This is a genomic window from Flammeovirga pectinis, assembly GCF_003970675.1.
Taxonomy (GTDB): domain Bacteria; phylum Bacteroidota; class Bacteroidia; order Cytophagales; family Flammeovirgaceae; genus Flammeovirga; species Flammeovirga pectinis.
This window is the reverse complement of the sequence record NZ_CP034562.1, coordinates 1,401,377-1,417,737: the sequence shown is the minus strand read 5'-3', so window position 1 is coordinate 1,417,737 and position 16,361 is coordinate 1,401,377. Positions and strand designations below refer to the sequence as shown.

At 32.5% G+C, this 16,361-nt stretch carries 11 protein-coding genes and 1 other RNA gene; 5 read left to right on the top strand and 7 right to left on the bottom strand.

Annotated elements, in window-relative coordinates; translation table 11 throughout:
• Positions 1-3: 3 nt before the first annotated feature.
• Positions 4-3,096, bottom strand: a complete 3,093-nt coding sequence (locus tag EI427_RS05670; protein ID WP_126612540.1) for a SusC/RagA family TonB-linked outer membrane protein — start codon at positions 3,094-3,096, stop codon at positions 4-6.
• Between the two features lie 715 nt (positions 3,097-3,811).
• Here EI427_RS05670 and EI427_RS05665 point away from each other — a divergent pair.
• The 5 genes from EI427_RS05665 to EI427_RS05645 all read left to right on the top strand — a co-directional run bounded on the left by EI427_RS05665 (position 3,812) and on the right by EI427_RS05645 (position 11,102).
• Positions 3,812-6,898, top strand: coding sequence for a SusC/RagA family TonB-linked outer membrane protein (locus EI427_RS05665; protein ID WP_126612538.1), 3,087 nt, complete (start codon positions 3,812-3,814; stop codon positions 6,896-6,898).
• Positions 6,899-6,971: 73 nt separating this feature from the next.
• A complete protein-coding gene (locus tag EI427_RS05660; RefSeq protein WP_126612536.1) occupies positions 6,972-8,885 on the top strand; it encodes a SusD/RagB family nutrient-binding outer membrane lipoprotein in 1,914 nt (637 codons plus the stop codon).
• A 162-nt stretch (positions 8,886-9,047) separates the two neighbouring features.
• Positions 9,048-10,019 carry a T9SS type A sorting domain-containing protein gene (locus EI427_RS05655; protein ID WP_126612534.1) on the top strand — a complete coding sequence of 324 codons (972 nt, stop codon included), beginning with the start codon at positions 9,048-9,050 and terminating at the stop codon, positions 10,017-10,019.
• Between the two features lie 147 nt (positions 10,020-10,166).
• Positions 10,167-10,572: a transfer-messenger RNA gene (gene ssrA, locus EI427_RS05650) on the top strand.
• Between the two features lie 104 nt (positions 10,573-10,676).
• Positions 10,677-11,102 (top strand): hypothetical protein, encoded by a 426-nt coding sequence (locus EI427_RS05645; protein WP_126612532.1) that lies wholly within the window; start codon positions 10,677-10,679, stop codon positions 11,100-11,102.
• A gap of 1 nt (position 11,103) precedes the next feature.
• Here the strand turns inward: EI427_RS05645 and EI427_RS05640 are convergent, their stop codons facing one another.
• The 6 genes from EI427_RS05640 to EI427_RS05615 all read right to left on the bottom strand — a co-directional run bounded on the left by EI427_RS05640 (position 11,104) and on the right by EI427_RS05615 (position 16,359).
• Positions 11,104-11,358 (bottom strand): hypothetical protein, encoded by a 255-nt coding sequence (locus EI427_RS05640; RefSeq protein WP_126612530.1) that lies wholly within the window; start codon positions 11,356-11,358, stop codon positions 11,104-11,106.
• 20 nt (positions 11,359-11,378) lie between these two features.
• Positions 11,379-12,578: a hypothetical protein gene (locus EI427_RS05635; protein ID WP_126612528.1), complete on the bottom strand. Its 1,200-nt coding sequence runs from the start codon at positions 12,576-12,578 to the stop codon at positions 11,379-11,381.
• A gap of 325 nt (positions 12,579-12,903) precedes the next feature.
• Positions 12,904-13,839: a hypothetical protein gene (locus tag EI427_RS05630; protein WP_126612526.1), complete on the bottom strand. Its 936-nt coding sequence runs from the start codon at positions 13,837-13,839 to the stop codon at positions 12,904-12,906.
• On the bottom strand, positions 13,839-14,123 hold the full coding sequence (locus EI427_RS05625) for a hypothetical protein (RefSeq protein WP_126612524.1): 285 nt from the start codon (positions 14,121-14,123) through the stop codon (positions 13,839-13,841). The genes EI427_RS05630 and EI427_RS05625 overlap by 1 nt, the downstream gene beginning before the upstream one ends.
• Positions 14,116-14,433, bottom strand: a complete 318-nt coding sequence (locus tag EI427_RS05620; RefSeq protein ID WP_126612522.1) for a helix-turn-helix domain-containing protein — start codon at positions 14,431-14,433, stop codon at positions 14,116-14,118. Before EI427_RS05620 ends, EI427_RS05625 begins: the two co-directional genes overlap by 8 nt.
• A gap of 66 nt (positions 14,434-14,499) precedes the next feature.
• On the bottom strand, positions 14,500-16,359 hold the full coding sequence (locus EI427_RS05615) for a hypothetical protein (RefSeq protein WP_126612520.1): 1,860 nt from the start codon (positions 16,357-16,359) through the stop codon (positions 14,500-14,502).
• Positions 16,360-16,361: the final 2 nt, after the last annotated feature.

The following is a 16,361-nucleotide window of genomic DNA, read 5'->3' as shown; positions in this document are numbered from 1 at the left end:
AGATTAGAAGTTAGCGTTTAATTTGAAACCAAATGTTCTCGGTAAAGGCATGTTAAACATTTCAATACCTTGCCCATTACCACTTGTAAATGATGCTTCAGGATCGATATTATCTGCACTTTTCCATAGGTAACCTAAGTTGTTACCATAAGCCGTTACCGATAAGTTTCTAAATGGCGTTCTATCTAACGTTTTTGCTGGTAATCTATAAGAAATAGACACCTCTCTTAGCTTAATAAATGATGCATCGTAAACAAATTGCTCATCTATCTGAGATACTCTTCTATAATATTGTTCAGGATCTACAGAACCTGTATAAGGACTTCCATCTGTTGTTACTAAATTCCCTGGATTCCAGCTACCTCCATTGTAGTAATCATCTCTACCCACAAGTGTTTCTTCGTGCTTACCATTATTGTACATCGATGCGTTTGTTTGAGAGTAGATATCACCTCCAAATTTACCATCAATTAATACTGATAAAGAGACATTTTTGTAAGAGAATGTGTTTCTCCATCCACCCATCCAAGGTTGAATAGAATTACCTATTTCACTCACATCATCTGATACTAATGGCAAACCATTCTCATCTACAACAACATTTCCAGCACCATCTCTTTCATACGTCTTACCCATAATTACACCGTAAGATTCTCCAGGAATAGCTTGTACAGATACTGAACCAGAAGTTGGCATTAATAAGTAAGATTCAACACCATCTGTTAAAGAAACAACTTCGTTTTGGTTGTAAGCGGCAGTTACCATCATATCCCAACGGAAATTATCTGTTTGTACAGGAGAGAAATTAATCATCATCTCTACACCTTGGTTTTGAATTTCACCAGCATTAATTAAAGCTTGGCTATACCCAGAACCATGAGAAACATCTACACCAAGTATCTGATTTGTTGCACTTTGTTTGTAGTAAGCAATGTCAAAACCAATTTTATTATCAAATAATCTTAAGTCAAGACCAAATTCGTAAGAACTAGACATAGATGGTTGTAAGTTGTAGTTAGGAATTGTAGAACCTTCAACTCCACCCATGTTCCATCCCATACCAGGATATCCACCTTGGTTACCATCAACATTGTATTGTAAATAAAGGCTGTAAGGATCTGTATCCGACCCCACTTGTGCCCAAGATGCTCTTAACTTACCAAATGATAACCATTCTGGTGTATCCCAATCCATATCAGAGAATACCCAAGAACCACTAATAGATGGGTAGAAATAAGAATTATTACCCATTGGCAATGTTGACGACCAGTCATTACGACCAGATACATCTAAGAATAAGAACCCTTTATAACCAACAGATGCCGTTGCATAAACAGAACTAATTGCTCTTTCGTATCTACTTAATGATAAGAAACGGTCAGAACCTGCCGCTGGATGTTGCTGATCTTGAGATGTAAATCTAGAAGAACCTGCATCTGTCATATCATGCAATTGATACATGTACGATCCACCAACTGTTGTATTGATATCAAAATTTCCGAATTTCTTACTGTATTGTAATAAGAAATCCATGTTGTTTTCTGTTTGTAAGTTTGTACGTTCATACGCACGACCCTCTTCATAATAAGGAGTATATAACGGGTCTAATGTATTCTGTCTAAAAGATGTTACATCTGTACCACCTCTTACAATAAGGTTTAAGTTCTCGTTAAACTCATAATTTAAGCTCAACATACCTAACATTCTATCTTGTCTATCTTTATTAGACACCTCGTTCATCGTCCAATAAGGGTTTTCGTTTTTATCGTTATACCCTATTGGTCTACCATTAGCATCTTTATAATTTTTCATCCAATCCATGCTAATTGTATTCGGAATACCCATTAATGCACGTTGGTAATTATAGATAGAACTACCCATAGACATTCTGTTACTTGCTTCTGTATGTGTATAAGTAACTCTTGAGTCTAATGTTAATTTCTCGTTCATTAGCTTAGTGCTACCTCTAACGTTAAATGTATGTCTATCAAAAGTTGAATTTTCTACATTACCTGTATTCGACATGTTTGAGTAAGAGAATCTCACATTAGATGTTTCATTTCCACCCGTTAAAGACACACTATTATTAAATGTTACCCCATTACGGTAGAATTGATCATAGATATCATAATGTTGCACTGTTCTTTCTACACCATCATAATATGCATCAGTTCTCATGCCTGGAGTAATTTTAGGACCCCACATTCTGTTACCATCCGTAGAAGTTGGGTCTGTAGGAAACGCTCCCATTGTACCGTGTGCATATTGATTTTGCATTGTTGGTGTAATACCCACAACATCAAAATTTACACCTGTAGAAAAATCTATACCTAATCCTTTTCTATCTGCTCCTGATTTTGTTGTAATTAAAATTACACCATTTATTGCACGCGTACCATATAAAGCTGTTGCTGCAGGTCCTTTAAGTACCGACATTCCTTCGATATCGTCTGGGTTAATTGATGAAAGACCATCACCCGTATCAATACCACCATTGTCTGCATCAGATGCATTATCAAAATTTGAGTTACTCATTGGTACACCGTCAACAACATATAACGGTTGATTACTACCTGCTAATACTGCATTACCACGTATTACTACGTTAGAAGATGAAGCAGGACCAGAAACGGGCGTAATCTGCACACCTGCAACTTTACCATTTAATGAGTTCATTAAGTTTGCAGAAGAGTTTTCTCCTAAATCTTCTGATTTTACCTCAGAAACTGCATACCCCAAAGATCTTTCTTCTCTTTTAATACCTAATGCTGTTACAACAACTTCTTCAAGTTCTTCAGCATCTGTTTCTAATTTTACTTTTATGTTATCGCTATTCGCAATGTTCATATCAGTGGTTTTATAACCGATGAATGAAAAGGTAAGAACATCTTGGCCTGGAGTAACTAAAATTGTAAAATTACCGTCAAAGTCGGTTACTGCTCCAGTTGTTGTTCCTTTAATAACAACATTTACACCTGGCAATGGCGACTTATCGGATGCATCAATAATGTTACCCGTAATTGTTCTTTCTTGGGCGTGTAGATACCCTGCTGAAAGTATTAACATACTTGTCAACATCAAGAAAAGTTTATTCATGATTTAGTATAGATTAGTGTAGTAATTATAAAGTACGTAAAGGCGCTTCTGGCCTAATAAAAATTGTTAGGTTAGGACTTAATTGGTTTCCTAAAAATTAACTTCAGAAATTAAATGAGTTGTTTTAGTTTTTATAATTGGTAACTCATTTGTGTAATAAACAGTAATTTCATTTCATATATTATTTTGTTAGATCATTGACAATATTACAAGAGCTAATTAAGTGTCTTGTTTACATTACAATAGTAACTACACGCACAAAAACGCGCAAGTAAAATGATTTTTTTAAATTTATTTGACGTATTCTAACGTAATTACTGTTAAAAACAACTGCATATTTTAATAAACAAGCATAAACAGGCAAAAACAACCACAAATACTTCTAAAATCAAGACAAAAAGAACTATTCTAAAATTGACTTAAATAAAACACCGTTTACAGCTTGTTTTTAAGTAGTTATCAATGTTATTATTAGTTTTTCACATTATGTAACATTGTTGTATTTATTTAACACAGTACTAAAACATGCGTAAATATGCATTTAAGTATAGTTTTCATGCATGTTTATGCTGTTATTCACTCACATTAACACCCAAATACGCAACAATTATTGTTTCGTTATTAATTCTATGAATACATTTACGTCAGAAAAACACTTAATAATGTTTTAGAGCAAACAATAAAGCGAACATAAATTTTTAATACTACCTATCATATGTATAAATTCTTACGAGCTATTGTTAGTATACTTATCGTACTATCAACAACGTGCACAGTCTATGCACAAGAGCAAACTATTAACGGAGTTATAAAAGACTCTATGACAGGAGAAGCCTTAATTGGTGCTTCTGTAAAAATTAAAGGAACAACGAATGGATCAATTACTGATTTCGATGGTAAATTTAAATTATCAGCGTCTCCTACTGCTGAACTTCAAATTTCTTACATTGGTTACGAAACTTTAGAAATTAATGTAAACAACCGCAATACAATCGAAATTAAACTTGCTTCTGATGCAACTGAAATGCAAGAACTTGTTGTTGTAGGTTTGGGTGTAGAACGTGACGAGAGATCATTGGGCTATGCAGTACAATCTGTAAATGGCGAAGAACTCGGTGCTATCACTGGTTCTTCTAACGTAATGAATAACCTTAGCGGTAAAGTTGCAGGTGTTCAGATTAATCAAGTGGGTGGTTCTCCTGGATCATCTTCTAATGTTGTTATTCGTGGTAATGCTATGTTAGACGGTTCTAACCAGCCGTTATATGTAATTGACGGTATACCAATGAATAACAGTAACATTGCCAACGCGAATGACGCCGACAATGGTGGTATAGATACTGGTGACGGAATGTCTGGCGTAAATGCTGAAGATATAGAAAGTATGTCGGTACTTAAAGGACCTGCTGCTACAGCAATTTATGGTTCTAGAGGTATTAACGGTGTGATCATGATTACTACAAAAAGTGGTAAAGGTGGCCAAAAAGGATTAGGTGTAGATTTTTCTCATACCTCTTCTGTAAGTACTTTAGGGATCACTCCTGATAACCAAGAAACTTACGCACATGGTACTAATGGAAGTTTTGCTTCTGATCCTCAAAGAGATTACGGGATGTGGGGACCAAAAGTAACACCTGGTATGACAACTAATGCATATTATGATGGAAAAGAAAGAACAGTTCAATTCTATGATAACTATGATGAATTTTTTAAACCTTCTTACACAGCAACAACAAACGTTTCTTTAACTAAAGTAACTGATGAAAGTTCTGTCCGTTTCTCTTATTCGAACATGTCTAACAACGGTAATGTAGACAACCAAAGTTATGAAAGAAACACTTTTACATTAAGAGGTACGTCTGATTTATCAGACAAATTACACCTTGATGCTAGAATGAACTACATTAAAGAAGATGCCTTAAACAGACCTTCTATGGGTAATAGTGTCAACAACTACATGGGTTACATGAACTCGATTCCTAACACATACGATGTAAATTGGATGAAAGATTACAAAGATGAAGACGGAAGACCTGTTGGCTATAACACTATAAATGAAAACCCGTATTGGACGATGTACGAAACTAGTTTCGAAGATTCGAAAGATAGGTTTATGGGGATGGCATCTTTAACTTATGATTTTACAGATCATTTAAAAATACAAGGTAGAGCAGGTACAGATTACACCTCTTGGAGAGCAGAAGTTTTAGACCCATTATATACTCCTTGGTACGAGTCTGGTAGAGCTTATGAAAGAACACAATTAGATAGAGAAGATAACTTTGATGGGTTAATCACTTACTCTAATCGTTTCGGAAAATGGGATGTTGTAGGTAACTTTGGTGCTTCTTATATGCACATCGAAAGAAAGTACACAGATACAGGTTCTTCAAACTTCTCAGATCCATTGCAACAAAATCCAATGTCTGGCTCAGATAGATTTGCTACTTATGATACTTATCAAAAAGCAATTGGTTCTGTATATGCAACGGCTTCTATTGGTTACGATGGCTATTTATTCTTAGATGTTTCTGGTCGTAATGACTGGTCTTCAACACTTCCTTTAGATAATAATTCTTACTTCTACCCTTCTATTAGTGGTTCTTGGGTATTCTCTGATATGGATTGGGATACACCAGACTGGTTGACATTTGGTAAAGTAAGAGCATCTTGGGCAAAAGTAGGTTCTGATACAGATCCCTATATGTTACAACAGTATTATCAAATTGATGGACAATCGCAAGATGGACTACAGACAGGTAATATTTATGGCAATACAATCAACAACAGTGATTTAAAACCATCTATGCAAACATCTTACGAGATTGGTATGAACTTAAGAATGTTTGATGATAGAATTAACCTTGACATGGCCTACTACAACTCTAGTTCTGTAGACCAAATTATGAAAGTAAGAATTCCTGAATCTTCTGGTTATGAAGATGCAATTATTAATGCAGGTGAGATTATAAATAAGGGTGTTGAAATTTCTTTAGGTTACAACGTGATTAGAAAGAAAGATTTAAACTGGCATACACAAGTTAACTTTGCTTACAACTACAACGAAGTAGTTTCTTTATCAGAAGGTGTTGACCAATACTTAGTAGGCGAAGGTCCTGTAAATATTGTGGCTGCTCCGGGACAATCTTATGGTACTATTATGGGTACTGCTTACAAAAGAGATGACAGTGGCAATATTATCGTAAACGAAGATGGCATTCCTCAAGTACAAGATGGTTACCAACAAATTGGTAATGGTGTACAACCTTTTATGGTAGGTTGGGTGAACCGTTTCCAATACAAAAACATTACGTTCGGGATGGTAATCGATGCTAAATTTGGCGGAGACATCTACTCTTCTACAAATGCAAATATGTACTCAAACGGTAAACATCAAGATACTGCAGATGGTAGAAATACTATGCACGAAACAGGTGTATACAACCCTGGCAACTTAGTTTACGAAAATGGAGAATCATTTAACGGGTTTACTAACGATCAGGATTTACAAAACTACTACCAAGCAACTGCAGGTGTAGATGAGCAACATGTTTATGATGCTTCTTACATTAGAATTAGTGAAATCTCTATTGGCTACACTTTCCCTAAAACAATGGTTGCGAATGCAAAAATGCAAAACCTTCAACTTTCGTTTGTGGCCTCTAACTTAGGTTACCTATGGAAAAGTACTGAAAACATAGACCCTGCCGCTAGTTTCTCTTACGGAAATGCACAAGGTATGGAAGTGGGTTCTTACCCTCTACCAAGAACTTTCGGTTTAAAGCTTAATGCTAAATTTTAATTAAAAAAGATTATCCAGCCATTTGATGTAAGCAGATTATGTCTTTCATCAAATGGCCAAAAAATAGATCAATATGAAAGCAAACAAATATATTATCGGTGTAGCTTTAGCTGCAAGCATGTTTTCTTGTAGAGACAAATTTGAGGAAATGAACAAAGATCCTTGGTCATCAGACGAAATGGATCCGAAGTATCAATTCACGCATATCCAAAATAAACCATATACAGATGGAGGAGAATCTTGGAGAACACAAATTATTATGACTGGACCGATGTCTCAGGCAACAGGTAATTTATATGCTTCTGGAGAGTCGTTCAGTACAGCCTATAAAGAGTGGGCTTGGAACAACATTTATAAAGATATACTAAAAAACGTAACTGATTTAGAATCTAAACTTCCTGCATCTAGCGCTCAACTTGGCCAAGTAGAAATTACAAAAGTGATTGATATGATGAAAGTTGTTTCTATGTACGGAGACGTTCCTTACACAGAAGCTGGCAAAGGATATGTTGAACACATTTTGTACCCTAAATACGATGCACAAGAGGTGGCTCTTGAAGCAATGATCACAGACTTGAAAAATGGTCGTGAATGGGTGAAAAATGGCGAAACATTTACAGACGATTTCTATTACAGAGGCGAAGCTGGTGCATGGCAAAGGTTAGCCAACTCGATGTTAATGAAAGTAGCGTTATACATGTCGGAAGGTAACCCTCAGCGTGCAAAAGAAGTATTTGGTGAAGCATTTAATCACTCGGCTGGATATATTTCTAACATTGCTGAAACAGCAAAATTAGAACACTCGTTAAATGGTGGTGCTTGGGGACAACATATGAATGGATTAGGCGCAGCAATGACGTCTCAAGTAGGTGGTTTTGCGTATGGTTATATGAGTGAAACATCGCTTAAATCAATGCAATCTAGAAAAGACCCTCGTTTATTTTATGTAACCGGAGTACATGATTACACATCATCTCCAAGTACAATGATTATCCCTACGGCAGACTATAATCCTTTTGAAATGGCTGAAGGATGGGGTGAATCTGTAAAGCCTGTTTCTTTAAGAGGAACTAGAATGGGAGATCAAGATGGGCAAATTGCACTATTTGCAATGGCTGAAGATAATGATATTGATGGTGCACAAATTATTAATGCAGACTACTTTGGTAGAATTATTAATGGTGAACCTGTAGCTATTCCGAGTGAGACTCCTTTTTCTGCTGCTGGTGATAAATTCACGTTAGCATCTTTAAACAACATGACAATTATGCACCCTTTGTCTCCTACAATCATTATGAGTTCTGACGAGGTGAATTTCTTGATTGCAGAAGCCATTGAAAAAGGTTTAATTGGTGGTAATTCTTCTCAATATTTTGAAGCAGGAATGCGAGATGCTTTTACAAAGTACCCAACCTTCTTCCCTGGTCAAGATTATGTACAAGGTGCAATTGCAGCTTATAAAACAACTGATGAAGGAGCTGGATTTAATTACGATGCGGCAAAAGAAGAATACATTACCAATGAAGTTTCAGCGTTCTCTGCATCAGCAAATAAATTAGACAATATCATTTACCAAGCATGGGTTTCTCAAATTGGCAATGGTGTGAATACATTTACGCTTTGGAACAGAACACATCTTCCTTCTTTTGTAACACCTGTTTTAGATAAAAACGAGTACGAAACAATCGATATTCCTGTCTACACAACAGACCCAAGAGAGGCCGTTGCAGAAGGAAAACCAGTACCAACGCCAATTGGTGTTAAAAATATTCCTTTCCACTCTCCAGGTAGTACATCTTTTGTTCGTTCAAGAAGATTCGACTATCCTAATAACGAGATGTCGTCGAATGCAACAAACTACCAAGAAGCTGTAGAAAGACAACGTGGCGATGCTGGTTCTTCTAATCAGTTTAACACCGTAGATCAATGGATTTCTTACAAAGGTGTTTACTCTAGTTCAAAAGGTATTGAGTTAATTAAAAAATAACTTTCCTCTACTTAAAGCAAAAGTAACAATTAACATTAGGTCACTCTGAATAGTCAGAGTGACCTTTTTTATGAAAATACCTTATTTAAGAACTCATTGGTACTCTTTCGGAAATCAACACACCTTATAGAACGTTAGAGTGACAATACTTAAAAAAACATCATGAAAAGATACTTATTTATTTTCACCTCTTTACTTCCTTTACTACTCACAGCATGTACTACCCTTCAAGAAGAACTTTTATCTTTTGAACCTGTTGAACTTGTAAAAACATATGACATTATAGTTCCTCATAACAAGAACCATGTAGAAACTCTTCACGGTTGGTACGATCAAGATATTTTGGTTGAAACAGGAGGCACACTTAAATTAAATGGTAACGGAGGTTTTCTTCCTGGTACAAAACTTCATGTGCAAGAAGGTGGTAAATTAGAGATCAATACTTCTTCTTTAGATTTATCTTCTGCAGATGTAGACATACAAAGCAATCCTAATGATTGTGCCGTTGAAGTTATTAGAGGAGATAATCCACAAATACATTGGCCATTTTATGACAATTCAAGACCTTATAGCAAAGGCTGTATTGATAATGACTTAGACCTGCCTGTTGAACTCGTTTCTTTCACAACTCACTTAGTCAACAACACTGCACAATTGGCTTGGGTTACAGCATCTGAAAGTAACAGTAAAAGTTTTGAAGTACAACGTTCAACAGACAATAAAAATTGGGTAACCATAGCAGAAATAAAAGCTGCAGGAAATAGTAATGTAAGGATAGATTACACCTATACCGACAAAGAATTACCAAATACAGCTATTGTATATTACCGTTTAAATCAGCTTGATTTAGATGGTAGAACAGAAATTTATGGTCCAAACGCCATCCACTTAAAAGAAGTAGACCAAGAAGTATTGGTTTATCCCAACCCAATTGCTTTTAATAAAAATTTAAATATTCTCTCTACCCATGAAGGCATGAGTGTTCGAATTTATGATAGCTCAGGCAGAACATATACAGAGTTTGAAACCGAATTAAACCATGCAACTTTAAAAATGATCTATGGTAAAGGTATGTTGATGGTAGAAGTACAAAACGGCAAGAGTAAAAGTACGCACAAAATCATTGTGAATTAACGAAAGGTCTATCTCAAAATTTTGTACTTAAGAGAATAAAAAACGACTCTCAGCTATTATTTACTAAATTTCGAATAATAATATTTTGAGAATTTAAATAATTCACTACTTTTGTAGTCCGCTCAAATGAGGGCGGCCAGTTTACTTGGGGTCGACTGGTTTTGACAGGCTGTGATTTTGCTAGTATAAGCATGCAGGCTCATGGGATGAGAGCCTTAAAAGATAGTTCCAAAACTCAGTTGGCAATTCATTTGCTATGGCTGCCTAGTCTCCCTTAGGGTTGTAGACATTGGGCTTAAATGGAACTGACCTAACGGCGTTTCCGAGCTACATTCTCCTTTGCCTTGATCTTTGGGCGAAGATCCGAGAGTGCCGAAACCATCGATCTAGCTTGATACCTGCTGTGGGTTGATAGCGAAGCTAAAGCAGATAAGGTTAAGTTTGAGGTTGTTTTCGCCTTGGCTTTTCTCGAAAATTTAAGTAAAACTAAGCATGTAGAAGGCTAGTCTTTGTCCTTCTCTGGACGAGGGTTCGACTCCCTCCGACTCCACCAAAAACCCACTCTATAATCATGTAGAGTGGGTTTTCGTTTTTAATGGGTGCGTTTATGGGTGCGATTTATATTGACACTCTCAAATATTTAAAATAATTTCCTTTATGCTTAATAAAGAAGAAAAAATAAATAGATTAAAAGAAAGATTTAAATTAGGTATTGATAGAAATAAAATTCTTTTTTTGAAGGATTCTGGAATAAATGGTTCTTTCGAGTTTTCGTATAGAGATATCCTTTCTATTTTTGATTACGAGCATACTCCACATAATTTAAAAAATTTCGAAGAATACACTTCTAATTTCTCAGAAATTAAGAAACAATCCTTATCCATTTCAATAAGAAATCAATACTCTTTTTCTGTCCAGTGCTATTATGAAATAAATAACTTAACACAGAATGAAGTTCTTAACAATCTTGAGTTTATTAAAGCGTCAATTAATAAATTTATTTTTGAAATTTCTGATATAAATTTTAAAGATGAACCAATGGTAGATGAAAATTTCATTAAAGCATTAAACTTCGATTTATGAATTAAGTATTATCCCATTCTTCAATATTAAAAGCACTATCAGGGTCATTGTATTTAACTGAATCTATCTTAGGTGAAACATAAGGTAAAAGTTTGATCATAACCTCTAACCTTTCTTTTGGTTCTAATGCTTTTAAATCTTCTTGTAAGCCATTTAAAGATTCTTCTAATAAATCACCTAAGATAAACCTAATATTCTTTGTTGATCGGTTTACAGAACCTTTTACCCTGCCACCTGTTTTTTTTCCTAATGCCATCTATTCATATCTATTTTAGATTATTTATAACCCTTTTTAAAAATATACAACTGAGCAAAATACTCCAAAATTTCTTTATCCGATTCTTTTAAAGAAAATGTTTGTCCTTGCCCTGATGAATCTTCAATCCATATTGCTTCTATTGTTTTTTTCAATATCTTTTCAACCATTTTATCTGTTACTTTTAAAGTAATATCACCTTTACAATTAAATTTATTATAAGATGAAAATACATCATAATCTATTCCCTCTACTATGTTATCAGGTTGATCAAAAAATGATTTATAATTAAAATGACATTTAGAATACTCTTTTACACATGAATTTTTAAGTTTCCCAAGAATTAAAAACTTATCATCTAGGATTGCAAATGAAATTTCTGATTCTTTACTATTTCTAATATTTAACTTTGACAAGTAGATACCTCCATCAGAAGAACTAATCGTTTTAAAAAAATCTAACTCTTTAAAATTTGACAAATCAATACCTGATAAGTCTCCTTTATCTTTATTCTTTAATTCTTCGATTTCTTTATCAATTTTCATCTTCGATTGTAAAGCACTCTCAGAATAAAAATTATTCTTACGTTCAATAAAGGTTATTGGAACTGTTAATTCCTGATTCCTATTTGATATTAAAACTTCTAACTTATTAGAAATTATTTTAGGTGTTCCAAAAGTGTTATTACTAGGTTTATAATAATAACTTGGAATAACAAAATTCACTATAGATATTTTTGAATCTTTTGTAAGGTCATTAAAATCACATCTTACAATTTCTTCTTTACCTTTTACTAGTATTTTATTATTGTCAATAATAAATGGATCTGAAATTAAAACTAAAGTTGTATCAATCCATATTGATTTCATTTTCTCTAAATATCCTTCTACAATAAAAGGAACATTATCACCACTTAAACCAAGTGTATTACTAGTAATTAAGTAGTAAACATTAGTATTAGTATTTGAATCTTTTAATTTTAAATAGTAGTCTCCTTGATACCTTTTCTTATTATTTGATTCAATTCGATCTAATACGATAAATCTTTTTTTTGAAAGCTCTTTACCATTTGACAATAAATTACCATTCTCAAGATAAATATTTTTCGACTTATCGTATGGCTTCATTGGATCTAAATAGAAACCCGTTACATCAGTTTTTAAATCTTTAATAATAAGAGTTTCACCAATTAAGTTTGTTTCTATTTTAAAGTTATTCAAGCTATCATAATTTGATTGAGAATATAAACTGAAAGAAAGAAAATTAAGTAAGATTATAAAAAACAATTGCTTTAACATGATACTAGAAAATTTTTATTGACATTTAAACAAAGGTAATATAATACCCCTAATTCATACTATACAACAAGTTTGTAATACCCCTCTTTTTTATAGATTCCAAAACGGGAAAAATAACCCTTTTTTATAATCTCGAATACGAGGAGAATTTTATCTAATTGTTCTTTTTAGGAGTCCGATTCGTCCGATTCTTTCTTTTTAGCGTGTCGGATTCTTCTGAAACGTCTAAAAAGTAGAATACATAATATTATTTCTGCCATCTCTTTTTTATAGAGTCCGATTCTTCCGTTTTTTCTCTTTTAACTGATTCCAATTCTTCACTTTGTAACAAAGGATAAATACCTTCATTAGTCTTTTGAGATTCTTTTACTACTTTAAGGTAAGTCCTTCTATTTTTTTTATAAGTCTCTTTATATTTTTTCTTAAGTAATTTCTCTACTACAGAATCTCGCATTGCAGAAATAATTTTTAATTCTGTTACACTTAATTTATCTAAATCTTCATATTTAATAGTATCACGTATTATTTTTTTATACTTCATTTTTAAATCTTCATTTAGTAACTGTAAATTATTAAGACTCAACAAATCAGTAATACATCTTATCGAATGTAACCTTTTCGTTGATTGTAAATAAGCACCTTTAACCATACATTCAATCCTCAATACATTTTGATCTGATAGTTTTGATTCAAAAGTTTTATCATAACCCTTTATTGTATGTTGGGATAGATAGAACTTACTTCCATAAACTTTTCCATGATGAATCATTTTAGTAACCTCTTTAGAAGAATACATTTCCCAAGATGAGTATTCATTGGCAGGGTTGTAATCTAATTTTAAATTTATACCGTACTCTAATAGAGTTATTTTTGAATTAGAAAAACTACCTTCAAATTTTTCATCAATCCTTTTTATAGCTTCTATTAATTCGAAAAAAGTAAATTGAGAATAGTTTTCACCTTTACAGAATTTATGCAAACTTCCTTGAAAATATAACCTATCAGTATCTAATGAGATTCTAAAATTATCGTACATACAAGAAAATGAAATACGGTTTTCTGTCTTGTATTGAGGTAAGAATGTTAACCCTTTGTATAAAAAGCAACCACCTCCCCTAGATAATACTATTAAAGTAGTTGGTGGGTTAGTGGTATAGCTTCTTACATAATCAATCCCTATCATCAAAATAGTGATAATTGATCATTTGCAGGAAACTTATTTTCATCGGTAGTTAAATAACCTGCTAGATGTCCTGTTCTTTCACAGTAATCAGGTTTTACAACTCTTAGTTTACCCTCCTTTTCTAATAGTCTTTTATACCTAGTTAGATGTTTTTCAGGTATCTCTAAATCATGAGAAGCCATACAATTAGTAGAGGTATTCGTTTTAAGGTATAGATAATAACGTCTTAATTCATTAACTTTACCATCGTTACTTGATTGGGAGTTGTTTATGTCCTTACACATAAGCACCTCCTTTCTTTTTATCAAAGCAATTATTTAATGCTCCTTGGGTAAATACTGTTTTCCTTCCAATCTTTTGAGATTCTAACAACCCTTTGTTAATTAGGTTATGGATTGTTGCATAAGAGATAGAATATAATTCCTTCACTTCTTTTCTTGTAAACCTTTTGTTAGGGTTTACTGGCTTTACTTTTCTTGCTTTTTGCTCTTCTAACATTAAAGCAAGTACTTCTTCGATTTGAATCAATCTTCTATCAATTAATTCAAAAGGGTTATTAAAAGAAGAAACCCTTGTATCTTTATTTACTATCATGATACAAAGGTTCATCTTGACGAACTTCCAAAAGTTCCAATACTTCCAAAATGTAAAAATTGGAAGTTATAGAAGTGTTTTCAGGTAAAGTTTTAAGTCATCTACATCAGTTCTTACTTTATCATTTGGATCTAGATGTTCTTCTATTATTATCTTAGTAAAAGTTGAACCCGTTAATCCTTTTCTACCTACAACTTTACCATCTAAAAAAGATGATATTTCTTTATGTAATTGAGTCTTATTAGATGTTCTAATCTTTTCACTAATGATATTCATTTCCATTAATGCCCTAAGTATGGTAAGCACTTTAACACCTGCAACATTTTTATAATTTGTCTTAAAGTATTCTCTAATACTTCTATACTTTGAATTGTTTAATAACACAGCTAAAAAGTAAGTTTCTTTATTTTCCTTTGATGACTTAACACAATCAACTTTTTTAGATTTCAACCTCTCTTCTAACCATTTTCTAAAAAGTACATACTTTCCATAAATTTGAGCCTGAAAACTTCCCGAAACTTGTGAATAAATTTTATCATGATTTGGGTTTGAGTAAAAATCTTTATCCATTCTAATAAACTCCTCATACTCACTTTTCATATCAATTTGATTAACATTAATAGCTTTTAAAAAATCTATTTGTTTAGCTTTTTCTATAAATTGGTCAATTTTAGATAATTCACTACTCAACACATCTTCATCTAAACTCGGATTAATCTGTATCATATTTCTTATTAATGTTTCACACCATCTTTGAGCATAGAGGTTAATGAAACGATCTTTAAGTATTGACTTATCTGTTGTTATTGGTATTCTAGAAACATAACTCCCTAAAGGAACGTTTAAATTTTCAGCTACACTATTTGTTGTGATTTTTGTTAATTGTCGAATTTCATGTTCATACCTTACTGAACAATCATCAAATTGTGATAAGCACCAATTAATTGCTATAAAAACACTTTCATTCTTATGATTAATACTATAAATTTTAAATGAGTTTAATTTATTAATCAACCATTTATCTTTATTTTCTTTATCAAAAATACTATTGCCTAACTTTTCACCAACTTCACTTTCAAATAATTTATTCAAGTTTTTTTCAATCAACTTAGTATTTTCTACTAACCTAAAAATATCACCATTAGAATCATCTAATATTATTAATTCTTGATAATTAGTTGTTTTCCCCTCTATCTCATCTTGATTATCAATTTTATATTCATTCTGGATTACTTTCTTTAAAACACTTAACCAAGTTTCAGCAATTTTCTTATTGAGAAAATATGTTGATAAATAACTATCTAATTCCGATGGTAGAATATTCTTTGTTGAGAAATTTTCCTTTAGAGTTTTTAATTTTTCTTGTACTAATAAATCAACTTCATTTTTAAATAAATCTTCAGTAAAATATTTGTCACTAATATCATTTAATTTAGATGGAATATTATTAATTCGGTTCTCAAATTCCTTTTTCAACCACAATTTTTTATCATCAGTAATAAAATAAAGTAACTCTTTCTCATCAATACCTTTGACTATTTTAAAAACAAAATTGAGTGATGACTTCACATCATCAATAAATTGTATAGTTACAGAACCATTATACCTAGAAATTCTAAAAGGAATTGAAAAAAACCAAGTTCTAATATCTCTTTTTGAAACAGTTTCATTACAATTATTTCTTTCTTGTTTATCTTCAATACTATTACAAATACTATAACCCTCTATTTCCTTTTGCTTAAAAAAGCTCCTTAATTCATGATCATAATGATCTAATATTGAATATAGTTTTTGATAAATCTCATCTAATGAATAGTCTTTTTCATACTTTTTGAAATATCTAAAATATTCATCAAAATGATTAATAGAATTATCAATAAAGCTATCGAATAAAAATATTTCTCTCTCTATTAATTCTTGATTCATAA